The following is a 25,291-nucleotide window of genomic DNA, read 5'->3' on the forward strand; positions in this document are numbered from 1 at the left end:
AAAAATTATATCAAAGTTATTGTGGCTTTGTATACATATACCAAGGTTTTTCTGATGGTCTTTCCAATCCGCATAATTTTGAGACATTATCAACTATCTGATTTGCATTAAAGGGTCTTATGATGACACCGTCAACCAATTTGTTCTGAATTAGATTTACAATCTTGTCTCTTTTCGTATCTGCCGAAATAATAAAAAGAATTTTAATCTTTGACTTTTCTCTTACTTTCGGTAAAAAAGACTCTGTGCTTTCACCATCTATTAAAGAATCAATTATTAGCAAACAGAAATCTATTTCACTCTCAAATATTTTTTCAAGTTGATATAGGTGGTCAACATACTGAGCAGAAATGACAGGTAAGTCCTTCAATGCCCAGTTTATAGCATTTACAATATCTTTCTGAACACATATAAGAATTTTCTTTTTCATCACTCCTTCTTGCTCAAAATTTCACCTAAAAAAATCAAAGCTTTTTTTACTCCCTCGGTTTTTAAAATCTCGCTAAATTGAGATACATCTATTATATAATAATCCTGCCTTTTCTTTATAGTAACCATAAAGGCTTGCAGAAAGTTATTTTCTGAAATTAATGTCTCAATAACAAAATCTTCGTTCCTTTGCCAAACAGAAAAACACTTCAGATATAAACCTTCTTCAATCTTAAATTCCTTATTGGATATATTCTGAATTTTCAGCTCTTTTGGCTGTATTTTTACTGGAAACAAATCTTTCACCTCCTTGATTTCCCGAATTGGCATAGGATCAGGCTCTTTTTCTTTTTTTAATACAATATCCCATATTTTCTTTCCCATTGAGAGCCAACGCTTTTCATATTTAGTTAAAGGCTCTGTAACAGAAGGTATTGAAACATATACTTCAAAGCATTCCAATGCATTAGCCTCTTGTAATGAAAATTCAACAAACAAATACTCATCGGTTCTAATTTTTATCTCTCCAGAAGGAATTAACTTTTTTGCAAAAACATATAGATTCTCTTTTGTTGTAAGCCTTTTTTCTTGATGGGATTTTTTAAACCACGGGTCAGGATAATTCATGATTATTCTTTTTACGGTACAATCTTTAAATAGAAGCTGAAGCGCCCAATAAGCATCAAGACGAGTGCAGAATACATTGGATAAATTCAATTTAATACATCTTTTGAGAAGTTTGTTAATTGAGATCCATGATTTTTCTATGCCAAAAAATATTTCATCTCTATGCTCTTGCGCAAGTTTTATTAGATAATCACCAGAGCCGAAACCTATTTCTACTGTGAAGTTTTCAAAAGTGAGAGGTTTTTCCACTTTTCTGTAGTCAATGTAAAACTTCATTGAATTTAAATCCTGAATTAATCGGTTTTCAATTGTCATTATACGAGCTCTCAATCCTCATTTTTTGACATCTTCCAACTTGTCATTGCGAAGGTTCGCCACGCCTTCGGCTCGCATAAGTCTCCCACCTTTCCATCATTGAGAGGACACCCCCCACATCATCATCGTGAGGACACCCCCACACCGTCATTGCGAGGAGCGATAGCACCCGAAGCAATCTCATCTTTTCTATATCATAAAGAGAGATCACTTCGGCTTGCTTCGCAAGCCTCGTGATGACGGGAAAATGTTGCTTCGCAAGTCTCGTGAAGACTGGAAAAGTGGTCATTGCGAGGTTGCCCCCCTTGTCGTCATCGTATGTTAGATATATGGACATTGCGAGAGATTTTATTTCTGAGGCTATACTTTCTTTTTATGAGATTGCTTCGCCTGCCTGTCGTCAGGCTCGCAATGACCCCTTCCTTCGTCATTGCGAGAGCACGAAGTGCCCGAAGCAATCTCTTTTTTCTTTTCAACAAGGAACGGGATTGCTTCGGCATCCTAACGAATGCCTCGCAGTGACAGGATGGGTCACCAAGGAAGCGAGATTGCCACGCCTGCCTTTCGGCAGGCTCGCAATGACAGAAAAAGTGTCCTTCGGTGAGGCTCTCAATGACAGCACGTAGGTAAACGGTGAGGCTCTCAATGACGGAAAAAAAATAATCGGCAGGCTTGCAATAACTCTCATGATAATCATTGCGAAAGGTAGCGACATTTCCGACTCGCCACAGTCTCCAAAACCAAGCAATTTCAACATTTACCACTGTGCATTTCAGATATTTACAATGAAAGGCTAACAAAGGTTGCATATAAAAAATATCTCATTTAATTTAAATATCGCTTATAAACCTGTTTTTTCCAGATTTTTTTGCCTGATACATCAAATTGTCTGCCCGATTTATAGCATCCAATATATTTTCTTCTTTTTTCAACATAGTTCTACCACCTGAGACAGTAAATCTTATTATTTCTCCATCGTGTTCTATCCATGTACTCTGAATAATTTTGACAATCTTGTTGCCAATTGAATTTATTTCCTTTGGTTCTTTTATAAATACCAATATAAGAAACTCCTCACCTCCCCAGCGACTCACGATATCTTGATGTCTTACAATGTTTTGCAAAGTTTGAGCAACTGCTTTTAAAACCTTGTCTCCTATATCATGACCATAGGTATCATTTATTTTTTTGAAATCATCAATATCAAACAACAAAATTGCCGGATTATAGTTTAGCATTAACATTTCTCTTTGTCTTAACTCACAGAGTGTTTCAAAACCCCGACGGTTTAATATCTTTGTTAGAGAATCTTTTAAAGCAAGACTTAACAAATCTTGCTCTGTATCAGAAGTTGAAAAAACTGGTAAAAATATTTCAACTACACCCTTTACTTGATTGTCTTCTATTATTGGAATGCCTTTTACTCTTACCCTTAACCTATATCCAGTTTTATGATGTAGGTAAACCGTATCTTCAACCTTTACTCGTCTTGACATTGCCATTAACATCGGACAGGTATTTTCGCATAGATTGTTTTCGTGTTCATCAACATGCCTTAGAATATTATCATTACAACCTTTACCTATTACTTCCTCTGCTTTGTATCCTGTTATTTCCTCAGCAGACTTGTTCCAAAATAAAATTCTTCTTTGAGTATCAATAAAATAAATGCCTTCGTATAGACTATCTGCTAATTCGTAAAATATTTTTTCCATAGCCATAATAATTATAATACCGAATTACTTTTGATAGCAAGCACCTGATTTTCCCAAAAGATAGCGATAGAAATCCAATAATTGGCATAACCATTTGAAAATTAAGTATTTTTTTGCTGTCATTGCGAGCATCCCAAGGATGCGAAGCAATCTATTTGAAGGGGAAAAGGCAAGATTGCTTCCCCCTCGCTTCGCTCGGAGTCGCAATGACGGAGAGGTGTTCACCATGCACCATCCACCATCCACGAATCACCATTCACCAGTTAGAGACTGCTTCGCCTCCTTCGGAGGCTCGCAGTGACGATGTTGTGGATTGACACGCTATCGTTCGCAACAGGGGGGCTCGCAGTGACGAGTGTCTATCTCTATTTTTCGGTTTTCCTCAAAAATAATCTACCCGAAAAAGTATTGTTTTCTCCTAATTGACAAGAAAGGCGAGCGTCTGATATTCCTTTTATTATTAGCAATATAGTAAATGAAAGGAGACATATCCATGCTCGTAACTATCCAATTGGTGAGGTATATGAGAAAAAAACTAAGCGAGGTTCAACCATGACAATCTTCAATGTCTGTTCTGGAAAATTTTATTTTGAGGAAATACAGCATATTAATTGCTCAAAATTTTTCCTTAAATTCTTCAGTCGTGGTTGGTCTTGTAAGTGTTAAATATTTTTTAAGCTCTCTCATCGCTTCTTCTTTGTTTGAAATTCTTCCAGCAAGTGTAAGGATTTCTATTCTCTCAATTAGTTGACCAACCAATGGAGAAGGTTCAAATCCGAGTGCAAGAATGTCCTCGCCTTTGATGACAGGGAGTTTCTTTTTGTTTTTAGAGTAAGTCTTTTTGTAAAAATGCTCCAAATCTTTGTAGAACCAAGCCCTTGCAAGTCCAATAGGGTCAATGCTTATGCCATAGATGAGTGCAGGATATAGGATGCTTTCATAACTTCTGAGAAAGCTTACTTTATCTAAGAGAGTCTCTATTTTTTTTAGCTTATCTGCAGCCTTTAAAAGGTTTTCAATAAATCTTTCCTCTTTCCGAGAGGGTTTTATTTGTTTAATCATAGACAAAGCATGAATCCCAAAGATTGCAGCAAATTTCATGCACTGGATAATATTTTTGCCTTGCAAAGGCTTGTAATAGTCAAAAACTTTCTTGGGAGACTTTAAAACTTCTTCCATTAATTTTAATGCATTAATATTCGGTTTAAATAGTAAATGCTCTGGAGATGTAAAAATAACTTTAAATATCTCGTCTTCTATCATAAGTTCAGCTGTCCTTGCACTGTCAGCAACAGAAAGTATTTTCCATAATTCCTCTTTAATTCTCTCTTTAGCGGTTAGTTTCATAAGATGAGCGTGTTTTTTCATTGCCTCACGGGTCTTCTCCTCTATTTCAAAGCCCAAAGTTGCATGAAATCTGTAAGCTCGCAAAATTCTTAGTGGGTCTGCTTTTAAATTTTTTTCTTTGACCATTCTGATTTTCTTTTCATTTAAATCCTGCAGACCATTGAAAGGGTCAATCAATTTTTTCAGTTCCAAATCAGTAGCCATTGCATTTATTGTAAAATCCCTTTCTTTGAGGTCATCTTCAATGGTGTCTCCACTGAGACGAGAAAAGTCTATCGTAACTTGCTCCTTTACAACTCTTCCAATTTGAAAAACTTCATCAAGTAAAACATAAGTCCCATTTATGTACTTTGCAAACTCCCTTGCAAGGTTGAGCGCATCTGCATTGATTGCAAAATCCAAATCTTTCAGCTCTCTATTAAGAAGCACATCCCTTACAGTTCCTCCAACGAGAAAGGAATTACGATCTAAGTTTTTACTTTGGAGAAATTCTTTAACTTTCTGAAAATGTTCATTTTGACTTAATTTTTTAAACATGGCTCTCCCCTTATGCCAGAATTAATAATAAATGTTACTGGTCCTTCATTTATAAGGGACACATTCATAAAACTTCTAAATTTGCCTTCTTTTACAACTATTTTCATGATTTTAAGTTTATCTATGAAATATCTATAAAGCTTCTCTGCTTCTTCTGGAGGCATTGCATTGTCAAATGAGGGTCTGTTACCTTTTCTGCAGTCTCCTGCAAGGGTAAACTCCGAGACAACCATAATCTCACCGCCAACATCTTTGATGGATAGATTCATTTTGCCCTTTTCATCTTCAAATATTCTTAAATTTGCGATTTTATTGACAAGATAATCTGCATCCTTTTCGGAATCGCCTTTTTCAATTCCAAGAAATACGAGGATTCCTATTCCGATTTCAGACAAGCAATTTCCTTCAACTTCTACTGATGCCCGACTTACTCTTTGGAGTATAACCTTCATTTATGTTAATATATCATACCATGCTTGAAGATGTCTCAAAAATTTTGGTTGTTGATGATGAAATAATAAATCTTGAATTAGTATCCACAGTTTTTGCAGATGACCCGCTTATTACTATAATTACTGCAAACAGTGGAGAAGAAGCTCTTGAAATATTGCAATCTATAACACCTGATGTTATTGTTCTTGATATTCGCATGCAAGGCATAAGTGGAATTGAAGTTTTAAAAATACTTAAAACAGACTCTGCAATATCTCATATTCCTGTAATAATTCTTTCAGGCAACGAAAATGAAAAGAGACACGCACTAAAATTAGGTGCCAATGATTTTGTGAGTAAGCCATTTGATGCTGAAGAACTGAAGCTGAGAGTTATGAATGCGCTTCATGTTAAAAAATATCAAGATTTGATAAGAAACCTGAATGAAATATTGCAAAGTGAGGTAAGAAAAAAGACAAAGCAACTGCAAGAAGCTCTTGAACTTGCAAATGAAGCTGAGTATGAAATAGTATTAAAATTTGGTATGATAGCAGAATTTAAAGATGAGGAAACAGGAAATCACATAAGAAGAATGAGCCTTTTTTGTAAACTTCTTGCAGAAATTGCTGGCTTATCAGAGGAAGAGCAAAGGATAATATCATTAGCATCACCATTACATGATGTTGGGAAAATAGGCATTCCTGACCATATTCTAAAGAAGCCGGGAAAACTTACTCCAGAGGAATTTGAAATAATCAAACTTCATACTGTAATCGGTGCTAAAATTCTTACATCTGATCCAAGATTTACAGTTCTCAAGGCAGGTAGAATAATTGCTGAACAGCATCATGAAAAATGGGATGGTTCAGGATACCCTAAGGGATTAAAGGGAGAAGAAATACATATCTATGCAAGAGTGGTCTCAATTTGTGATGTCTTTGACGCTTTGACATCTGACAGGGTTTACAGACCTGCATTTCCAATTAACAAGGCACTGGATATTATGAAAAAGGAGCAAAACTCCTTTGACCCTCGTCTTTTTGAGCTTTTCATTAACAACATTGACAAATTCCTAAAATTGCGTGAGGAATTTGCGGATTCCTAAATTGTGTAATTCTCAAGCGTCCTTATTATGCTTTTGTCAATTAAGGTCTGCCTACGCTGTGATACATAAAGCCTAAGTCTTTTACTTTTTGCGGTTCATAAATATTGCGAAAATCAAAGAAAAGATTGCTTTTCATAACTCTCCTTATCTTTTCAATGTCAAGATTTCTAAATTGATTCCATTCTGTTACTATAACCAAAGCATCTGCTCCTTCAGCCACTGAATAGGCATCTGAACAATATTTAATGTTTGGATATATTTTCTTGGTATTCTCCATAGCTGCGGGATCATAGGCTTTTATGTTTGCCTTTTTCTCAAGAAGTCTGCCAATGAGGTAAATAGCAGGAGCTTCTCTTATATCATCCGTGTTAGGCTTAAAAGAAAGTCCAAGAATGCCTATTGTCTTTCCTTCTAAATCGCCCTTAAATGAATCTATTATTTTATCTGTTAGCCTTTCCCTCTGTCTTTGATTTGCTTCAATGGCTGATTTAACTATGCCAAGATTTACTCCCTTTTCTTCAGCCATTTTAACCAGTGCCTTTGTATCCTTTGGCAGGCATGAGCCTCCAAACCCTATTCCTGCATGCAAAAATTTTGGACCAATTCTTCCATCAAGTCCCATTGCCTTTGCAACTGTGTTCACATTAGCTCCAACTGCCTCGCATAGCATAGAAATTTCATTAATAAACGATATCTTCGTTGCAAGAAAACTGTTTGTGGCATATTTTATTAGCTCTGCAGTGGTTATGTTGGTTATAACAAAAGGCGTCTCTATTAAGTATAAGGGTCTATAAAGGTCTCTCATGATGGCAATTGCTTGCTCAGATTCAGCTCCGATAACTACTCTGTTGGGTCTCATGAAATCCTCAACAGCTGAGCCTTCCCTTAGGAATTCAGGATTAGAGACAATATCAAATTCTACGGGTTTTTTACGATGCTTTTTGATGATATCTCTTATTTTAAAGCCCGTTCCAACAGGAACTGTGCTCTTTGTTACAATTACTTTATAGCTCGTCATATTTTTTGCAATATCATGAGCTACTTCTTCAATATATTTCAAATCAGCAGAGCCATCTCCCCTTGGTGGTGTTCCAACAGCTATGAAAATAACAAGAGAGTCTTCAACTGCTTTGCTTATTTCAGTAGTAAATCGCAGTCTATCTTCTTTCATATTTCTCTTTACAATATCCTCAAGTCCTGGTTCATAGAATGGAATAATTCCCTGTTTTAGCTTCTCTATCTTATCTTTGTCCTTATCAACACAGGTGACAAAAACTCCAAATTCAGCAAAACACGCTCCTGTAACCAGTCCAACATAGCCTGTTCCTATTACAGCTATATGCATCAGTTAACCTCCCTAAATTAGTGATATTTAAATATTATAACCTAAGGCTTATGCAAACTTCAGTTTGGAATTTTTTATCTCAAGGACAGCAATATAAATTCGTCAGTGTGAGCCAAAGGCGAAGCAATCTCTGAGATTGCCACGCCTCACCTTCGGTGAGGCTCGCAATGACCAAAAAATAATTGGTGAGGCTCGCAATGACCTCTCTTCGTCATTACGAGGCTTGCCGACAGGCAAGCCGAAACAATCTCTCCGTTATATCATACGAAGAAAAAATACAGATTGCTTCGGCATCCTAACAGATGCCTCGCAATGACGAAAAAGACCAGTGAGGATTGCAATGACGGAAAAAAAATCGGTGATACTCACAATGACCGGATAAGAGCGTCATTGCGAGGGCTTTCTTCATTGTCCTTGCAAGGATTCTCCTTCACCGTCATTGTAATGACTTTCCCATTTCGTCATTGCGAGGATTATCCTCCACCGTCATTGCGAGGGTGCAATAGCACCCGAAGCAATCTCGTCTTTTTGATACCACGATTCACTCGCAATGACAGTAAAAATTTTCTATTTTTTAAAAGTCTTAGTAATTTTTAAATTTCTATAGCCATTTTTTTTGAAACAATACTCTTTCACTAAGACTATTTCTAAGGCAAACCCAAAAATAGCGATAGGAATCCAATAATTGGTATAACCATTTGAAAATTAAGTATTTTTTGCTGTCATTGCGAGCATCTGAAGGATGCGAAGCAATCTCTACATTGTTTTTCAATAAAGCCTTATTAGAGACTGCTTCGCCCCATCGAGGGGCTCGCAGTGACGAGTGTCTATCTCTATTTTTCGGGCAAATCGGGTGCTTGACTGAGAAGCGATAATCTGTTAGAATTCAACATGATATTTAAATTTTTAATACTTCTCTTCATGTTCCTTCCTGTCACAGCAGTTGGAGAGACGAATTATTTCCTGCCAAAAACATATCTTATCCTGCCAGAACAAAGTGCAGTAAAGATTAATTGGATTTTAGCTCCTGAGTCAAAAAATTATTTACCGAAAGAATCAGGAAAAAAATTCAAGTTTGCCATTGACTTTAAAAATGAACCAATTCTTTTGTATGAAGACAAACTTTTAATTAATCCAACTACAGGTTACATTGTAAGCCTACAAGAGCCTGTTAAAGAAATGGTTTGCCTTGACAACGGTGTGATGCTTTTTTCAAATGCTGAGCAAATTGGATATCTGGTGGTAGAAAAAAACGATAAATTAATTCCCATTGCTAAAATTAAACCTATAGCAAAACTGCCTTTTAAAAATTCAAAAATTTTCAAAGGAGATGAAACTCTTTATGCAGTAAGTTTTAACAGCAAAGCCAAAAAATATGAAGTTTTTGTATTCAACAACAAGACAAATCTCTTTGAAAAAGTTTTAAACTTCAATGAGCCAATAAAAGCAGTAAGTGGAAAGGGAAGAAATATATATTTTGCCTTAGGAAAACAAGTGATTGAATACAAAAATGGAACAATAAAATATATTTATGAACACCCGAGAGAGGAAATACAGGATTTAATGTATAACGAAATTTCTGGCTTATTTTATAAAACCTCAAAGGGAGTTGGAATGATTAAAGACAATGGTGCAATTGAGTTTCTTCAAACTGAGGAGGCAATAGTTTTCCTTAAGAATACTTCCCTTTATGTGTTTTTCCCAAATGTTGGTGGGATTTTAGAACTGAAAAATATTGATGACTTGAGAAACTTTGGCTTCAAAGTTATAAAAGTAATAGATATACAACAAACCCTTTAAGAGGTTCTGCCATGAGAGGGAAAATTTTAATTTATTTGCTCATTTTTTTATTTATAAGTCAAACTTCATTATCCTTTGCTGGAGGAATTCCAACACCCTCTGCAACATGCGATGGATCTCAATGGTATGATGGAACTTTTATTCCTAAAGGACAAGTAAAAGAGGTATATTATGGTGGAGTAAAATACAGATGCGTTGGATGTGGAGGTTGCACGCCTATATCAGGCTCTTCAGCAAGTACAACTTACACTCCATCTTATACTCCTTCATCAAAGCTCTCCCCTTCTCAGCAGTTGGCTATAGGAATTATGGGTGCTTTTTTAAGTGGCTTTTTTAGCACCCTTTTTAGCATGCCTGATTTCTCAGATGATGAAGAACAAAAAAGAAAAGAGTATGAACAGCAACAAAGAAAAATTGAAGAAGAAAAGAAAAAGCAAGAGGAAATGAAAAAGAAACTTCTTTCCCAATACAATGCCTTACTTACACAGGCAAAAAGTCAGGTTCAAACTCCTTCAAGCCAAAGCAGTTCATCTAATCTTGCCTTTCAAACTCTTGGAGGTCAGCTTACTCCATTTCAGTGGAATACTCCTTCTTTATCTCAATCCACTTCCAACAATACTGAGCAACCATTAATCACCATATCTGATATCAACACTGTAGTAGGCAATGTAATTCAAGATAAGGTAACTGAGAAACTGCAAGAAAAAATTGAAGAGTATGGAGGCAAACTTGTTGAAAGGCTTGATAAAAAATATGGAAAAGAATGGGGAGCAAAGTATTATGAAAAAGGTTTACCTATTCTTAAAATTGCAATTGCTGCAAAAAATGAAGGAGCTGTAGGAGCTGGAGTTGAAACTATAAATTTAGGCGTTTCATTAATTCAAATGCCAACACTTCAGGCAGAAGTAGCTGATGTTGGGAGGAAGATATACAGTAAATTTGCCTTTTCAGCCTTAGATAAATTTTTAAGTGAAACTGAAAGAGCTGCAGAGTTCTTAGGTTTTAACTTCAACAAAGAAGAATTCATGCAAAATTTAGAAAACGATATGAACACAGGACAAAAAATAATATACAAATGGTTAAAAGGAGAATAAAAATGAGACTTTGGAGAATTTTGCTAATTATCCCCTTCATTTTAACATCCATAAGCTGTGAACCCATAAGGGTCACAACAAAAGTAGAACCTTTTCAGGTAGAACCACCAAAACAAGTAAGCGATGTAAAGAAAATTCCAAGCGAAGCCATTGTCATATTTGACGACTCTCAAATATCAAGATGGACTCATTATACTGCAGAGGTAATTCACACAGTAGAGTTTCCTTCAGGAAATCTTTTAAGGCAAGCTTTGCCTATTTATTTTGATAAAATGTTTACAAAAACAATGTATGAGAAATCTTTAAGCTCCATGCCTTCACCTAAATCAATTGTAATTCATGCCTCAGTTGATACAGTGTCATTTTCAGAAGAATGCTGTCTTCCACTTAAATTAACCGTAAATGCAAAAACTAAATTTTCTATTTATGACAGTGACTTAATTGAGATAGCATTGCCTATTTTAAGTTCAGGCTCTGGACAACTTACAAAACCTGGTCTTTTTGCAGTAGTAAATAACAAAGACTATGGCATTACTGCTTACGAGGCGATTTTAAATTCAGTAAAAAATTCAACAGAGTTAATTTATAAAGCTATAAACAATCCACAGGCACAGATTATTGAGGCAAAACAAATAATAAATCAAAATCCTTCAAATATTCTTGCCTACAAGGTTGTTGCAAATCTTTCCTTAAAAAATAATGACATACCAGAGGCTTTTGCTGCCTCGCAAATGATTGTTCAGATTGCTCCAAAAGAAGCAGATGGATATTTTCTTCTTTACAAGACCTATCTTGCCCAAAAAAAATACAAAGATGCATTTAAAAATCTTGAACAGGCAATTGCAATTGCTCCCAAAAATGCTCTTTACATGATGAAGCTTTTCAGTCTTTACATAAATCAAGAAAAATACGAAAAAGCATTAAAAACAATAAATAACTATGTTGAAAGCAGACCTGATGATTTATATGCTCCAGTATGGCAAGCCATGACTTTAATTAAAATGGGAAAATACAATGAAGCAATAGAGACTTTAAAAAATCACATAAGCAAACTTGAGTTTTCAGGAGTTGGAATAAGAATTAAAAAACCTGAAGATGACTTTGTGCAGGTTGAATCTGTTGAGCCCAATAGTCCAGCAAGTAAAGCAGGAATTCAGAAGAATTATCAGATTATTGAGATTAATGGAAAATCAACATCCCAGTTGAAACTTAACGAAGTTATTCAGCTACTTAGAGGAACAGAAGCCTCTTCTGTTACAATTACATTCAAAAAACCTGAAACTGATGAGACTTTTACAAAGACTTTAGTTAGGGAAAAATTCTTTACAGACAAAAATACTGCAAAGTCCTGCCTCAGTCTTATAGCCATTGCCATGTTGGAAAAAGGTCAGATAGAAAATGCAAAACAATATTTGGATGAGGCTGAAAAGATAGAATCTGAAAACGACAATTTCAGGCTTGCAAAATCCTATTATCTACTGATGCAAAAGGAATATCAAAAATCTATTAGTGAAGCTCAAAATGTTAAAAATAGTGATTTTGCCTTATTTCTTATAACTGTGGCAAATTTAAAAATGGGCAATTTTGATGAAAGTGTAGGCTCTTATAAAAAAATAATCAATTCAAATAGCCTTTTAATAACTGAAAACAGTAAGAAACTTTTATTTTCAGCATTAACTCCATATATAGAAAAATTAGAAAACAAAGCCATTGAGCTGGAAAAGTCCGGCAAAATATCTCAGGCTTTGCAGGAATATGCAAAACTCACTGAAATATCAAATCCTGAAAAAGCTCAATGGATAAGAAGCAGGGTATCAAGAATTATTTCATCTAATCCCTCTTTTTTAGAGTTAACAGGAGAGCCAAGAAATCATTTCCTTAAGGCAGAGGTTTTATATACTAATAACAAACTTGAAGAGGCAGTTGAAGAGCTTGAAAAAGCAAGACAGTTACAACCATTCAACCCCTATATTTACTTTAACAAAGCAGTTGTATATGAAAAAATGGGAGAGCTTTTAAAGGCTATTGAAAACATGGAAATATATTTGCAAATTTATCCAAGTGCACCAAATGTCCAGACTGTTAAAGATCAAATATTCAAATGGAGGGTTATGCTTGAGAAAGAGCTTTAGTATTGTTGTTTTATTTTTGTTTATAATTTTTGGTTGTGCTCCTCAAACAAGGGTTCAAATGGAATCCTCTTTTACTCTTAGACCTGACAGAGTTATAGCTGTATGTGTTGAAAGTAAAAATCCTGAATACATTAAGGAAGCTGAAAAAATTGAGATTATTCTATTGGAAAAACTTAAAAATTCCAATCTGTTCAGTGCTATCAGAAAAGACAGAAAAGATGCTGATATTTTAATAAGAGTGAATATTACAGAAGTTGTTAGAGTACGTTCTTCAGATAGGTTTTTATTTGGAGCTATGGCTGGAAGGGCAAAAATAGCAGGCAACATATTGATAGAAAATTCTCGCAGAGGAGAAACTATTGGCAGATTTTATGTAGAGAGCATTTCCTCAGGAGGTACGGTTTTTGCGGGAACAACAGAGGATGTAATTGAACAATTCGCTAATCAGCTTGTAGATACTATTCTATCAAATACTGTTAATTAGCTTATGAACATCAAAAATCTTTCATTAAATACAAAATTTACGCTCTCAATCATTATCATCATCTTTGTCTTTTGCATAATTTTTTCTTTACTTCTTTACTATCATCTTAAGCAAAAAGTAATAGAGGATGCCAACGAAAAGACAAGAATAATACATACTCAGATTGATGCATTGGGAAATTATGTTAAAGAAGAGCTGCGACCTGCTATTTTCAAACTTCTTCATGAAACAGGCAGACAGAATGAATTTATTGTAGAAGGCATGTCAACAACCCATGTAAGGCTTAGTGTTATGAAAAGGTTTAATAATAAAATCGGTGCTTACACATATAAACGAGTGTCTCCAGACCCTATAAATCCTGAACATAAACCTGATGAGCTTCATATTAAACTTATTGAATATTTTGCTAAAAATCATGATAGAGAGACTTGGAGCGGTATAGTGAAATGGAATGGGCAACAAATTTTAATAACTGCCAAGCCTGTCATAGTTGAAAAAGGATGTCTTATTTGTCATGGGAAAATTAAAGATGCTCCACAGGCGCTATTGAAAATGTTTCCCCGCACAAGAGATTTTAATTGGAAAGAAGGAGATGTAATGGGAGTTGAGACAGTTTCTCTGCCAATAGCTGCAACACTTGGAGAAATAAAGGGAATTGCAATATCAACATTTTTATTTGGCGTAGTTTCATTGATTTTTCTTTTTGTTGCCCTTCAGGGTGCTTTCTATAGTTTTGTTATAAAACCTTTAAAAAGACTTAGCAGTCTTTTTAGAGGCATTGTTGATGGCTCTGAACCTCTTAATAAGACCATTGAAGTAAAAATTCATGATGAAATAGGAGAGCTTATCCAATCCTTCAATCAAATGGGAAAATATCTTTATGAAGCGCAGGAAGCGATAAAAAAATATGCAGAGACTTTACAAACTATTTTTGAGGGAATAACTGACCCACTGGCTCTAATAAATAGGGACTGTAGTGTTGAAATGACAAACCATGCCTACAGAGTATGGATTAAAGAAGGCAGAGCTGCAGTTTTTAGCTCTCCATGTGACCTGCAAAAAGTTGATGCGGACAAACCCTGCCCTCTTCATTTTTTGAAAAGAGTTATTGATACAAAAAAACCACTTTCAGAGTATTGGGAAGGTGATGATGAAAAGTATTACTTTGTTCACTTTTATCCAATATTTGATGAAAAAAGTGAAGTAGTCAAAGTTGTTCATTATGTAAAAGATATAACTGAAAAAATGAAAATAGAAGAGCAAATGCGAATTACAGAGAAATTGGCTGCTATTGGACAGCTTTCTGCAGGACTTGCCCATGAAATAAACAATCCACTTGGAGGAATAAGACTTTGTTTACATAATCTAACATCCACAGAAATGGATGAGGAAACAAGAAAAATGCATATAGAGGTTATAAATCAGGGATTGCTTAAAATTCAAGAAATCATTAAACAACTTCTTGATTTTTCAAAACAAACAGAACTTATAATTTCAAAGGTTAATGTAAACAGTCTTGTTGAAAATGTTTTAAAACTTACTGATTATCTAATTTCAAAAAAACAAATCAAAGTAGTTAAAAATTTTGCAACTGATATGCCAGAAATTATGGTTGACCCTAACAAAATTGAGCAGGTATTCTTAAATATAGTGCTAAATGCAATTCAAGCAATGGATTCAGGAGAAAAAATTCTTACAATAACAACATATACGCAAAATGGAAAATGTTACATTTCTTTTAAAGACACAGGTCCTGGAGTTCCAAGTGAAATTTTACCTAAAATCTTTGATCCTTTTTTTACAACAAAACCAGTTGGGCAAGGAACAGGTCTTGGACTATCTGTTAGCAAATCAATAGTTGAACAGCACAATGGACGAATATTAGTTGATACTTCATCAAAGGGAACAACATTTACAGTTGAATTGCCAATACAAGGATGAAAGAAAAAATTCTAATAGTTGAAGATGATCCTGCCATGAGGCTTGGAATGAGCCATTTCCTTGCCTCTTCAGGATATTCTGTAAAAACCATAGAGGATGGGAATAAAGCTTTATCCGCCATAGAGCAGGAAACATTTGATATTGCCATAGTTGATTTAAAACTTCCAGGAGTTGACGGACTGAATTTACTTAAACATATAAAGTCTATTCAGCCCCAGACTGGTGTTATTATGATTACTGCCTTTGCAGATGTGAAAACTGCTGTTCAGGCAATGAAAGATGGAGCCTTTGACTACATTGCAAAACCTTTCTCCAATGATGAGCTTCTGATGATTATAGAAAGATTTCTTCATTTCCGAAGCCTTGAAAATAAAGTAAAACATTTAAGTGAAATTGTAAGTAAAACTGAAGGATTTGAAGGAATAATTGGTTCAAGTCCTGCAATAAGGGAAATCATTGATAAAATTGAAGCAGTAGCAAAAACTGATGTGCCAGTAATTATTTATGGTGAAAGTGGAACAGGAAAAGAACTTGTAGCAGATGCAATTCAAAGACTTAGTTTAAGAAAAGACAAGCCATATATAAAAATAAACTGTGCTGCCATTCCAGAATCTCTCTTTGAATCAGAACTTTTTGGTTATGAAAAAGGAGCTTTCACAGGAGCAAATGAGACAAAAAAGGGAAAATTTGAACTCGCCAATGCAGGCATGCTTTTCCTTGACGAAATCGGAGACATGCCCCTTTCCCTTCAGGCAAAACTTTTAAGAGTAATTGAAGATGGACTTGTATATCGTCTTGGAGGTAAAGAGCCAATAAAAGTTGATGTAAGATGTATTTATGCAACGAGCAAAAATCTTAAGGAATTGATAAAAACTGAAAAATTCAGAGATGACCTTTACTACAGAATTAATGTAGTGCCTATTGAACTACCACCCCTTAGGGAAAGAAAAGAAGATATTCCCCTTTTGATTGAGCATTTTCTTAAATTTTTCTCAGCAAAATACAACAAGGAAAACATAAAAATCTCTCCATCCGCCTATGAAGCTTTACTCTCCTATGATTATCCCGGAAACGTAAGAGAGCTTAAGCATGCAATAGAAAGAGCAGTTCTACTTTCAAAGAATGGTATAATTGAGCTGAAACATTTGCCTGAAGAGTTTTCACCCTTTGTAAAATTTCAAAAACAATGTCTTGCAAATAATTTTAAACTCAAGGAATGTATTGAAAATTTTGAAAAAAACCTGATTCTAAGAGTGCTTCAAGACTGCAACTGGAAAAAAACAGAGGCAGCAAAAAAACTCGGAATAAGCAGAAAAGCCCTTTGGGAAAAATTAAAGATATACGGCATTGAAAACGGAGATTGAAAAGTTTGATTAAAACTTGACTTTTAGTAGTGGTGTTGCTTTATCATTTTCTATGGATAGGAAAGTTGCTTTTGTGTATGATGATGTTTTCTTAAAGCATGAAACACCATCAGGACATCCAGAATCAAAGGAAAGACTTATCTCCATTGTAAACCAATTAAAAAACACGAAACTTTGGGATAAACTTATACATATTAAACCAAGAAAAGCAAACGAGCAAGAACTGGCTTTGGCGCATGAGCCCCACTACATAGAAAAAATTAAAAATTCACCTGCAGGATATCTTGATCCAGACACTTATCTTTCGGAAAACTCCTATGAAGTTGCATGTTATGCAGTTGGTGCAGTGCTTGAGGCAATTGACGGAGTTATAAGAAAAGATTTTGACAGAGCTTTCTGTGCTGTGCGTCCTCCGGGGCATCATGCAGAGATGGATACTGCTATGGGATTTTGTATTTTTAACAATATTGCTGTTGGAGCTGCTTATGCAAAGAAAAAAGGATTTAAAAAGATTTTCATTATTGATTTTGATGTTCATCATGGAAATGGAACTCAGCATATTTTTGAAGATGACTGCTCAGTTTTTTATTTCAGTTCCCATCAATATCCCTTTTATCCCGGCACAGGAAGAGAACTTGAAATTGGTAGAGGTGCAGGTGAAGGTTGCACATATAATGTTCAACTGAGGGCAGGTTCAGGAACAAGGGAATACTTGATGGTCTTTCAAGATGTATTACCTCAAAAAATAAGGGAAGTAAAACCTGAGCTTATTCTCGTTTCCGCAGGATATGATATCCATCAGAATGATCCAATGAGTTATATAAATGTAACAACAGAGGGAGTAAGAAGCATTGTAAGAAGCATTCTTAACTCATCCTATGCTCCCAAAATTTTTGTCCTTGAAGGTGGATACGACCTTCAGGCATTAGCTGAATGTGTTCAAGTAACAATTGAGGAGATGCTTTCTTAGCTTTTCCATAAGAACAATCCAGTGTCCTCATCAAATCCTCTTTCAAATGCAGTTCCGTCTGTTTCAATGATTTCATATTCAAATGCAAAGACATAGGCTTCAAAAAGATGCCCACCAATGCATGAGAAATCCTTTTTTGAAAGAACAACATGAACATGAGGAAAAGGTTCTCCATCCTTAAGAGAAATATTACCCTTAAGAGATAAAATCTCCATGGGTTCATCAAATTCCTTGGTAATATACTGCCTGTTTTTTTGGTCGTAATAGCCAATTTTTGCTTTTGTAACAGCCCCAATTCCGCTTATTAAGCCTGATTTAATGGTGTTTTCTTTAAGAAATTTTGTAATTTCATATATTATCTCATCTCCTCTAAATAATCGACCCTGTAAAACTTTTTTGATTATAAAATTTCTTGTCATTTTTTAGCCTCCTGCAATCTTTCAGCTATTATTTGAAGTGAGTGTCTGACTTCTATGTCAAGACCTTCTTTGTCAATGCCTCCCCTTATCTGCATTACACATCCGGGGCAGTCTGTGCATACAAGTTTAGTTTCGGTTTTCTGAATGTTTTCTAATTTTCTTTTAAGCATTCTTACGGATATTTCAGGAAACTTAAGGGAGTATGAGCCACCCATTCCGCAACAAACATCAGATTCAAACATTTCAACAAGCTTGAGCCCTGCTATTTCAAGGCTTTCTCTTGGTTCTTTTGAGATATTCAGTGTTCTAATTAAATGACAGGGATCATGATATGTGAAGGTTTTTTCTGGAAGCTTTTCAAGTTTAATTTTTCCTTCTTTAATAAGTCTATTGACAATCTCTGATGCATCAAAAACCTTTTTTGATAGCCTTATAGCAGAATCAATTATAGAAGGGCTTGATTTTTGCTCATTTAAGTCTTCAATGAAATGTTTCTTTAAAGCTACTGTGCATGTTGGGCATGCTGAAACTATAAAGTCTGCATCAGTGCTAAGAAGAGCTTCAATATTTTGTTTTGCATTGTTTGCAGCTACATCCATAACTCCTGAGTATCTTGCAGGTGCGCCACAACAGGTTTGCTCCTGTGGAAAGACAACTTCAATACCTGCGGTATTAAGAATTTTTACCAAAGCCTCTCCTATTTCAGGATATGCAAAGTCTATAAGACATCCTGCAAAAAATACAGCTTTTTTGTCAGTCTTTGGCTGTTTAATCTTTTTAATTCTGTCTCTAAAAGGAACATCTGCAATTGCTGGCAGACTTCTTTCTTGTGTAAGTTCCGAGAGGAAAAATGGAAGATGCCTTATATATCCTTTATTTTCAAATGGTTTTTGAAGTTTTGATGCAGCTCTTAATATTGAATGAAAGAGTTTTCTGTTATTGACTACCGAGTAAATTGTTTTGGTAGCAAGGGATAAGCCTTCTTCCTTTGCAAGTTTTTTTCTTATTTCAAGAATCAATTCAGGAATGTTGATTTTACCCGGACAAACTCTTAAGCAGTTTCCACATTGTATGCAAAGGGATTGAATGTCTTTTGATGCTTTAAGCCCTTCTGTCCATGCGGTAAGAATTGTTCCGATTCCGCCCGTGTAGACATGCCCAAATACATGTCCTCCAATGAGTCTGAATACAGGGCAAACATTTAAACATGAGGCGCAACGGATGCATTGAAGTGTCTGCTTAAATTTCGGATCCTTAGCTATCTGGCTTCTGTTGTTGTCAAAAAGTATGATATGAAACTCTTTCTGAGAGCCATCTATATGTGTATATGGTTTTGTAATAAATGATATATAGCTTGTGATAAGCTGAGCTGTTGCACTTCTTGGAAGTGCCTGAGCAATTGGAATTATGTCTTCAAACTTTGGGACAAGTTTTTCAACTCCAACAACCGCCACATGAATTTTTGGCAAAGCCATTGTAAGCCTTGCATTTCCTTCATTTGTAAAAATGACAACAGTTCCTGTCTCGGCAATTGCAATATTTGCGCCTGTGATTCCCATGTCAGCAGAAAGAAACTTGCGCCTTAGCTGTTTTCTCGCAAACTTGACCATCTGAGAAATATCCGGCTCAACTGGTTCTACTTTTTTTGTAAAAATCTCAGATACATCATATCTTGTAAGATGAATTGCAGGTAAAACCATATGGGAAGGTCTTTGCCCTGCAAGCTGTATAATCCACTCTCCTAAGTCTGTCTCATTGACTTCTATTCCTTGTTCTTTGAGGTATTTATTCAGGTGGATTTCCTCAGTTGCCATTGATTTTGATTTAACGATGCTTTTGACATTGTTTTTCTTTGCGAGTTCTATGATGTAGTTTCTTACCTCATCTGCGTTTCTCGTAAAAAATACCTTTGCTCCATTCTGCTTTGCTGCGTTTATAAATTGCTCAATTAATTCGTCAAGATGCTCTGCTACATATGACTTGATAGCTACAATTTTTTCTCTTATAGCTTCAAAATCAAGCCCTTCGTATGCTTTTTTTCTGCTGACAGCATAGGCTTCTGAAAAACGGGTTAAAGCACCAGAAAGATTAGCATTTTGCAAAGCCTTTTTTATATCTTCTTTTATCATGATTCGTCCTCCTAAAAATTATCCACACAAAGAATGATTACTCTTTCTGGACCATGAACGCCAATTGTAAGAACTCTTTCTATGTCAGCTGTTCTGCTTGGTCCGCTAATTATGGTCATATATGGAATTTGTCTTATGTCTATCTCCCTTAAAACACTTCCCATGTCTGGCAATATTTGCTTCATGGGTAGAATGGCGATGTGAATTTCTGGTAAAGTTGAACAAAGTCTTTTTGAAATATCCGATGAGATTTCAACAAGACTTCCTGTTTCAGCAATGCCATAGTCAACTTGATTTATGCCAATTTTTGCTGAGGCAGCAGAATTAAGCTCTATGTTAAATTCAATCTGTGGCAATTCTTCCTGAAGTTTGTCCTTATTTACTCCATCAAGAAATGGGGAGTCATGCCATACAACTTCTTTAGCGGTTTTATTTGATGTATTCTGCTTTATGAAATTCTTTATAAAATCAAGAGCCTCTGCTTTATTACTAAAAAAATAAACTTCAGAATGTATTGCAGTGGCTTTTTCCTTAAATTTTTCAAACATCTCCCTTCTCCTCAGTTTTATAAGATTGTGCCAATAAATTTATTGTATGTAATACTTTGCAACTACCATTAAATCTTTGAAGGCTTTCAAAAAGCTCCATCATGCAAGCTGGACATCCTGTGCATACAGCATTTGAAGCTGTTGATTTTATGTCTTCTGCCTTTGCGTTTGCTATTTTTAAAGCTGTTTCAGCGTGGGTAAGATGATAACTTCCACCACTTCCACAGCATGCATCAGGCTTTTTCATCTCAACAAGTGTAACTCCCGGAATCATTTTTATTAGTTGTCTTGGCTCAGCAAATACTTTCATTGACTTTTTAAGATGGCAGGAGTCATGATATGTAACTTTTATTTTAACCTCACCCTTTGGCGGATTGAATTTAATTACTTTTAGCAAAAATGTTGATATATCATAAACCTTTTCAGCCCACTTTTTTGCTTTCTCTTCATATGTAGAGTCTCCCTCAAGAATTATAGGATATTCATGCTTAAGAGCACTTCCACATGAGCCACAAACAGTGACAATGTATTGAGCATTTGCCTTTTCAAAGGCATCAATATTTTTTCTTGCAAGTTCCCTTGCTGTTTCAATATCTCCATGAACCATAACTGGCATTCCGCAGCAATTTTGATTTTTAGGCGTAATAACCTTAACATCATTTTTCTTAAGCACATAAATTAAATCATCACCAACTTCAGGATAAAAATAGTTAACAGAGCATCCTGGAAAAAATACAACTGTTGCCTGTGGATTTTTTACATCTATGACTTCACTCACTTTGTCTCTGAAACTTTCCTTTGAAAGCTCTGGAAGAACAAATTTTTCATCAAATCTTGAAGATACTGTCTTAAGAAAGCCTTTTGGTGTTCTGTGTTTTTCATCTTCTTTCCTTAAAAAAAGCCCTTGCATTGCAGCGAAGGCTTTCATTCCTTTGTCAAAAAGCTCTGGCTGCTTTAAAAGTCCAAAAAGGGCTTTTTTGACAAAAGGAATTCCCTTTTTCTTTGCAATTGCTGCCCTAAGTCCAAGTATTATCCTGTCAAATCTAACTCCTGATGGACATGCCATCATGCATGACTTGCATACAAGACAGTTAAAAATAAGCTTTACAAGTGTTTCATCATTTATTTCAATCTTGTCATCAAGAATTGCCTCACCAAGCGCAATCTTTCCTCTTGCCACAGAGGATTCCTTTTTCTCCACATTGTATATTGGACATACAGACATGCAGTTTCCGCATTTCATGCATCTTAAAAGCTCTCTTTTTAATGTATCTATATCATCAAAAACAGTTTTGGGCATTTAATCCTCCATTGGAACAAGCTTTCCGGGATTTAGTATGTTATCTGGATCAAGGGCTCTTTTTATCCTTCTCATTGTCTCAATTCCTGACTGTCCAATCTCACTCTTTAGATATTTGAGCTTTGCAACTCCAATTCCATGTTCACCTGAAAGTGTTCCGCCCAAAGAAAGGGCTTTTTCAAATATTTCATCTACTGCCTTATGAACCCTTTCCATTTCATCTTTATTAGTAGGGTCAACAAGTATTGTAGGATGAAGATTTCCATCTCCTGCATGACCGAATGTTCCGATTGAAAGGTTGTATTTTTTTGCTATCTGTTGTATTGCAACAAGCATCTCTACAAGTCTTGTTCTTGGAACAGTAGCATCTTCAAGAATTGTTGCAGGTTTTACCTGTGCAAGAGCAGGAAGTGCTGCTCTTCTGGCTGCCCATAAAGAGTCTCTTTCTGCATCTGTCTCGGCAATTTTGTATTTACCGTTGTTTTGCTTTATTATCTCAACACATTTTTCTGCTTCCCACTCAACAGAATCCTTACCCATTCCATCAACTTCTATCAGTAGGAGAGCTTCTACATCTGTTGGAAGTCCGACTTTTGCATAGTTTTCAACTGTTTGGATAGTAACCTTATCCATAATTTCAAGGGTTGCAGGAATAACATGGCTACGGACTATATCTGTTACAGTTTTTCCAGCATCCTCAAGTTTTTCAAAGAATGCTATCATTGATTTGCGATACTTTGGTGCAGGTATAAGTTTGCAAATAATCTCTGTAATTATTCCAAGTGTTCCTTCTGAGCCAACAAAAAGATGGGTGAAATCATAGGCTGTGACATTTTTTACAGTTTTTCCTCCAAAACGGAAAATCTCTCCAGTTGGCATTACAACTTCCATTCCCATGATGTAATGCTTTGTAACTCCATATTTCAATCCTCTAAGTCCGCCAGAGTTTTCAGCAACAGAGCCTCCAACAGTAGCAGTTGCCATAGAGCCTGGGTCTGGAGGATAAATTAGTCCATACTTTGCAACAGCGGCATTTAAATCAGCTATTACAACTCCGGGCTGAACTGTTGCTGTAAGGTTATCAGGGTCTACTTCAATGATTTTATTCATCTTTTGGAACGAAATCACTACACCTTTGCTAAGGGGTACAGGACCGCCACTTAGGCATGTTCCAGCTCCTCTTGGATAAATCGGAGTTTTTGTTTGCCTTGCAAGCAGAATAAGTTCCTGAATCTGTTTTTTATTTTCAGGAAAAACAACCACCCCGGGAATCTCCCGAGGGACTCCAGGGGTGGCATCATAGCTGTATGCGATTAATTCAGCTTTTTCAGTAAGAACATTCTCAGCACCAAAAATGTTTTTGCATTTATTTATGAAGGTGCTGTCAATCATTTTACAACTCCTTTGCCAACTATTCTTGAAAGAATTACAATAAACAAGGATACTGCAAATGTAATGATTAGATAGTTAATTCCTTCTTGAGGAATTCCAGCTGGTGCACCGGGTTTAGCTGCCTGAACTGCTGCCTGAACCACCTGTTCCCAGTGAGGAATCATCCATGTGAATACATAAGCCTGAAGCATTGCAATAACACCCATAATAAATGTGAGCACTATAGAATGCTTCAATGTAAACCTGAATATATCACCCTCATGTCCAACATATCCTGTTGCAGCTGTTGCAACTGCGATGGACTGAGGAGAAATCATTTTTCCAAAAACTCCACCAGAGGAGTTTGTCGCAACTGTGAGAACTGGATCAATTCCAATCTGACGGGCAGTTACTTCCTGAAGTTTTCCAAAAAGTGCATTTGATGATGTATCTGAACCTGTCATGAAAACTCCAAGCCATCCAAGAAATGCTGCGAAGAACGGAAAGAGCATGCCTGTTGTTGCAAAGGCGTATCCAAGAGTAATTGCCATACCTGAGAAGTTGTAAAGATAAGCAAATCCGAGAATTGTTCCAATTGTTACAATGGGCCATTTGAGCTGATTAAGTGTTCTTCCTGCAACTTTTAAGGCTGTTCCAACAGATGTTCCCATTACAGGGATTGAGAGAATGCCTGCAAAAAGAATTGCTGTTCCAGCTGCAGAAAGTATATTAAATGCATACACTGCTGCTTTAGGTTTTCCAAGATGGTCAATAACTTCCTTATCAAGTCCTGCAATTGGAATTTTAATTGTTGCAAGTTGATCCAATGCAGCTTTAACAGGCTTAATTCCCCATGCTGCAACGAAGATTGAAAGAAGAATAAATGGTGCCCAAGCTCTGAAAACCTGTCCTGCAGTATACTGAAGTTTTGCTCTTCCCATTGCAGCACCTTCATGTTCAAATGTCCATGATTCCTTTGGATGCCATATTTTGGCGAATATTACTGTTGCAATGATTGATACGATTGCTGAAAGAACATCAGGCAGATATGGTCCTATATAGTTTGATACTAAGAATTGTGTCAATGCAAAGGAACCACCACTTACAAGCAGGATGGGCCATATCTCTACAGCCTTTTTCCATCCAGCCATTACAACAGCCATATAAAATGGAACAATGATGCTGAAGAAAGGAAGCTGTCTTCCAACCATTTTACTTATAGCCATCATATCAACACCAGAGACACCGGAGGCAACAACTATAGGAATTCCTATTGCACCAAATGCAACAGGAGCAGTATTTGCAATAAGACAGATACCTGCAGCATATATTGGGTTAAATCCTAGTCCTGCAAGCATTGCAGCTGAAATAGCAACCGGAGTTCCAAATCCTGCTGCACCCTCAAGGAATGCACCAAATGAGAAAGCAATTATTACAGCCTGAACTCTTCTGTCATCAGATATAGTTGCAAGAGAGTTTTTGATAATTTCAAACTGCTTAGTCTCGACTGAAAGATTGTAGATGTAAACTGCTGTAATAACAATCCAACAGACTGGCCACAGACCGAAAATAAAACCATTGAAGATTGAAAGAACGGATAAATTAACAGGCATTCCATAAGCAACTATGGAAATAAGAGCTGCAATTACTACTGCTGAAATGGCTGCCCAGTGCCCCTTCATTCTCTTGTAGGCTAATGCCCAAAAAAGATAAAGAATCGGAACAGAAGAGACCAATGCACTCAACGCAAGACTACCCAACGGATTAACATCCATTTGCCAAGGCATAATTAAACCTCCTTTTTTAGATTAAACTTCGTATATGCAGATATTATGCAAATTTTTGAAGAGGTTGTAAATCAGAAAAATCCTACATTTGTGTAAGAAT

At 35.9% G+C, this 25,291-nt stretch carries 21 protein-coding genes; 8 read left to right on the plus strand and 13 right to left on the minus strand.

What is annotated here, in order from left to right; genetic code table 11:
* Positions 1–16: 16 nt before the first annotated feature.
* The 5 genes from ACYQ3P_RS02170 to dtd all read right to left on the minus strand — a co-directional run bounded on the left by ACYQ3P_RS02170 (position 17) and on the right by dtd (position 5,422).
* A complete protein-coding gene (locus ACYQ3P_RS02170; protein WP_460176315.1) occupies positions 17–430 on the minus strand; it encodes a hypothetical protein in 414 nt (137 codons plus the stop codon).
* Positions 430–1,371 carry a tRNA (guanosine(46)-N7)-methyltransferase TrmB gene (gene trmB, locus ACYQ3P_RS02175; RefSeq protein WP_460176316.1) on the minus strand — a complete coding sequence of 314 codons (942 nt, stop codon included), beginning with the start codon at positions 1,369–1,371 and terminating at the stop codon, positions 430–432. The genes ACYQ3P_RS02170 and trmB overlap by 1 nt, the downstream gene beginning before the upstream one ends.
* Positions 1,372–2,201: 830 nt before the next feature.
* On the minus strand, positions 2,202–3,086 hold the full coding sequence (locus ACYQ3P_RS02180) for a GGDEF domain-containing protein (protein WP_460176317.1): 885 nt from the start codon (positions 3,084–3,086) through the stop codon (positions 2,202–2,204).
* Between the two features lie 615 nt (positions 3,087–3,701).
* Positions 3,702–4,970, minus strand: a complete 1,269-nt coding sequence (locus tag ACYQ3P_RS02185; protein WP_460176318.1) for a tRNA nucleotidyltransferase/poly(A) polymerase-related protein — start codon at positions 4,968–4,970, stop codon at positions 3,702–3,704.
* Positions 4,955–5,422 (minus strand): D-aminoacyl-tRNA deacylase, encoded by a 468-nt coding sequence (gene dtd / locus ACYQ3P_RS02190; protein WP_460176319.1) that lies wholly within the window; start codon positions 5,420–5,422, stop codon positions 4,955–4,957. The genes ACYQ3P_RS02185 and dtd overlap by 16 nt, the downstream gene beginning before the upstream one ends.
* Before the next feature lie 2 nt (positions 5,423–5,424).
* Between dtd and ACYQ3P_RS02195 the strand changes: the two genes are divergently transcribed.
* Positions 5,425–6,507 (plus strand): HD domain-containing phosphohydrolase, encoded by a 1,083-nt coding sequence (locus tag ACYQ3P_RS02195; protein ID WP_460176320.1) that lies wholly within the window; start codon positions 5,425–5,427, stop codon positions 6,505–6,507.
* A 40-nt stretch (positions 6,508–6,547) separates the two neighbouring features.
* Here ACYQ3P_RS02195 and ACYQ3P_RS02200 read toward each other — a convergent pair whose 3' ends face one another.
* The gene (locus ACYQ3P_RS02200) at positions 6,548–7,852 is read right to left on the minus strand and encodes a UDP-glucose dehydrogenase family protein (protein ID WP_460176321.1); all 1,305 of its coding nucleotides are present in this window, start codon (positions 7,850–7,852) and stop codon (positions 6,548–6,550) included.
* Positions 7,853–8,453: 601 nt separating this feature from the next.
* Entirely contained in the window at positions 8,454–8,624 is a 171-nt protein-coding gene (locus tag ACYQ3P_RS02205) for a hypothetical protein (protein ID WP_460176322.1), read from the minus strand.
* A gap of 119 nt (positions 8,625–8,743) precedes the next feature.
* Between ACYQ3P_RS02205 and ACYQ3P_RS02210 the strand changes: the two genes are divergently transcribed.
* From ACYQ3P_RS02210 to ACYQ3P_RS02240, 7 genes are read left to right on the plus strand one after another with little or no spacing between them, the layout of a single operon-like run.
* Positions 8,744–9,652 carry a hypothetical protein gene (locus ACYQ3P_RS02210; protein ID WP_460176323.1) on the plus strand — a complete coding sequence of 303 codons (909 nt, stop codon included), beginning with the start codon at positions 8,744–8,746 and terminating at the stop codon, positions 9,650–9,652.
* A gap of 11 nt (positions 9,653–9,663) precedes the next feature.
* Positions 9,664–10,746, plus strand: a complete 1,083-nt coding sequence (locus tag ACYQ3P_RS02215) for a hypothetical protein (protein ID WP_460176324.1) — start codon at positions 9,664–9,666, stop codon at positions 10,744–10,746.
* Positions 10,747–10,748: 2 nt separating this feature from the next.
* Positions 10,749–12,878, plus strand: coding sequence for a tetratricopeptide repeat protein (locus ACYQ3P_RS02220; RefSeq protein WP_460176325.1), 2,130 nt, complete (start codon positions 10,749–10,751; stop codon positions 12,876–12,878).
* Positions 12,862–13,362 (plus strand): DUF4410 domain-containing protein, encoded by a 501-nt coding sequence (locus tag ACYQ3P_RS02225; protein WP_460176326.1) that lies wholly within the window; start codon positions 12,862–12,864, stop codon positions 13,360–13,362. The genes ACYQ3P_RS02220 and ACYQ3P_RS02225 overlap by 17 nt, the downstream gene beginning before the upstream one ends.
* A 3-nt stretch (positions 13,363–13,365) precedes the next feature.
* Positions 13,366–15,303 (plus strand): c-type heme family protein, encoded by a 1,938-nt coding sequence (locus tag ACYQ3P_RS02230; protein ID WP_460176327.1) that lies wholly within the window; start codon positions 13,366–13,368, stop codon positions 15,301–15,303.
* On the plus strand, positions 15,300–16,667 hold the full coding sequence (locus ACYQ3P_RS02235; protein ID WP_460176328.1) for a sigma-54-dependent transcriptional regulator: 1,368 nt from the start codon (positions 15,300–15,302) through the stop codon (positions 16,665–16,667). Before ACYQ3P_RS02230 ends, ACYQ3P_RS02235 begins: the two co-directional genes overlap by 4 nt.
* A 52-nt stretch (positions 16,668–16,719) precedes the next feature.
* A complete protein-coding gene (locus ACYQ3P_RS02240; RefSeq protein WP_460176329.1) occupies positions 16,720–17,637 on the plus strand; it encodes a histone deacetylase family protein in 918 nt (305 codons plus the stop codon).
* On the opposite strand, the gene ACYQ3P_RS02245 is transcribed toward ACYQ3P_RS02240, so the two are convergent.
* From ACYQ3P_RS02245 to ACYQ3P_RS02270, 6 genes are read right to left on the minus strand one after another with little or no spacing between them, the layout of a single operon-like run.
* Entirely contained in the window at positions 17,634–18,056 is a 423-nt protein-coding gene (locus tag ACYQ3P_RS02245) for a PPC domain-containing DNA-binding protein (protein WP_460176330.1), read from the minus strand. The genes ACYQ3P_RS02240 and ACYQ3P_RS02245 overlap by 4 nt on opposite strands.
* Complete coding sequence (ldhH, locus tag ACYQ3P_RS02250) at positions 18,053–20,185, minus strand: L-lactate dehydrogenase (quinone) large subunit LdhH (protein WP_460176331.1); 2,133 nt, start codon at positions 20,183–20,185, stop codon at positions 18,053–18,055. The genes ACYQ3P_RS02245 and ldhH overlap by 4 nt, the downstream gene beginning before the upstream one ends.
* 11 nt (positions 20,186–20,196) lie before the next feature.
* A complete protein-coding gene (locus tag ACYQ3P_RS02255) occupies positions 20,197–20,733 on the minus strand; it encodes a LutC/YkgG family protein (RefSeq protein ID WP_460176332.1) in 537 nt (178 codons plus the stop codon).
* Complete coding sequence (locus ACYQ3P_RS02260; RefSeq protein WP_460176333.1) at positions 20,726–22,033, minus strand: (Fe-S)-binding protein; 1,308 nt, start codon at positions 22,031–22,033, stop codon at positions 20,726–20,728. Before ACYQ3P_RS02260 ends, ACYQ3P_RS02255 begins: the two co-directional genes overlap by 8 nt.
* The gene (locus tag ACYQ3P_RS02265; RefSeq protein WP_460176334.1) at positions 22,034–23,425 is read right to left on the minus strand and encodes an FAD-binding oxidoreductase; all 1,392 of its coding nucleotides are present in this window, start codon (positions 23,423–23,425) and stop codon (positions 22,034–22,036) included.
* Complete coding sequence (locus tag ACYQ3P_RS02270; RefSeq protein ID WP_460176335.1) at positions 23,422–25,191, minus strand: L-lactate permease; 1,770 nt, start codon at positions 25,189–25,191, stop codon at positions 23,422–23,424. Before ACYQ3P_RS02270 ends, ACYQ3P_RS02265 begins: the two co-directional genes overlap by 4 nt.
* Positions 25,192–25,291: the final 100 nt, after the last annotated feature.

This window comes from Thermodesulfovibrio hydrogeniphilus (assembly GCF_054657355.1).

Excerpts from the sequence above, each read along its gene's own strand:
- ACYQ3P_RS02170 (WP_460176315.1), bottom strand. The coding sequence starts at position 430 with ATGAAAAAGAAAATTCTTATATGTGTTCAGAAAGATATTGTAAATGCT.
- trmB (WP_460176316.1), bottom strand. The coding sequence starts at position 1,371 with ATGACAATTGAAAACCGATTAATTCAGGATTTAAATTCAATGAAGTTT.
- ACYQ3P_RS02180 (WP_460176317.1), bottom strand. The coding sequence starts at position 3,086 with ATGGAAAAAATATTTTACGAATTAGCAGATAGTCTATACGAAGGCATT.
- ACYQ3P_RS02185 (WP_460176318.1), bottom strand. The coding sequence starts at position 4,970 with ATGTTTAAAAAATTAAGTCAAAATGAACATTTTCAGAAAGTTAAAGAA.
- dtd (WP_460176319.1), bottom strand. The coding sequence starts at position 5,422 with ATGAAGGTTATACTCCAAAGAGTAAGTCGGGCATCAGTAGAAGTTGAA.
- ACYQ3P_RS02195 (WP_460176320.1), top strand. The coding sequence starts at position 5,425 with ATGTTAATATATCATACCATGCTTGAAGATGTCTCAAAAATTTTGGTT.
- ACYQ3P_RS02200 (WP_460176321.1), bottom strand. The coding sequence starts at position 7,852 with ATGCATATAGCTGTAATAGGAACAGGCTATGTTGGACTGGTTACAGGA.
- ACYQ3P_RS02210 (WP_460176323.1), top strand. The coding sequence starts at position 8,744 with ATGATATTTAAATTTTTAATACTTCTCTTCATGTTCCTTCCTGTCACA.
- ACYQ3P_RS02215 (WP_460176324.1), top strand. The coding sequence starts at position 9,664 with ATGAGAGGGAAAATTTTAATTTATTTGCTCATTTTTTTATTTATAAGT.
- ACYQ3P_RS02220 (WP_460176325.1), top strand. The coding sequence starts at position 10,749 with ATGAGACTTTGGAGAATTTTGCTAATTATCCCCTTCATTTTAACATCC.
- ACYQ3P_RS02230 (WP_460176327.1), top strand. The coding sequence starts at position 13,366 with ATGAACATCAAAAATCTTTCATTAAATACAAAATTTACGCTCTCAATC.
- ACYQ3P_RS02235 (WP_460176328.1), top strand. The coding sequence starts at position 15,300 with ATGAAAGAAAAAATTCTAATAGTTGAAGATGATCCTGCCATGAGGCTT.
- ACYQ3P_RS02240 (WP_460176329.1), top strand. The coding sequence starts at position 16,720 with ATGGATAGGAAAGTTGCTTTTGTGTATGATGATGTTTTCTTAAAGCAT.
- ACYQ3P_RS02245 (WP_460176330.1), bottom strand. The coding sequence starts at position 18,056 with ATGACAAGAAATTTTATAATCAAAAAAGTTTTACAGGGTCGATTATTT.
- ldhH (WP_460176331.1), bottom strand. The coding sequence starts at position 20,185 with ATGATAAAAGAAGATATAAAAAAGGCTTTGCAAAATGCTAATCTTTCT.
- ACYQ3P_RS02255 (WP_460176332.1), bottom strand. The coding sequence starts at position 20,733 with ATGTTTGAAAAATTTAAGGAAAAAGCCACTGCAATACATTCTGAAGTT.
- ACYQ3P_RS02260 (WP_460176333.1), bottom strand. The coding sequence starts at position 22,033 with ATGCCCAAAACTGTTTTTGATGATATAGATACATTAAAAAGAGAGCTT.
- ACYQ3P_RS02265 (WP_460176334.1), bottom strand. The coding sequence starts at position 23,425 with ATGATTGACAGCACCTTCATAAATAAATGCAAAAACATTTTTGGTGCT.
- ACYQ3P_RS02270 (WP_460176335.1), bottom strand. The coding sequence starts at position 25,191 with ATGCCTTGGCAAATGGATGTTAATCCGTTGGGTAGTCTTGCGTTGAGT.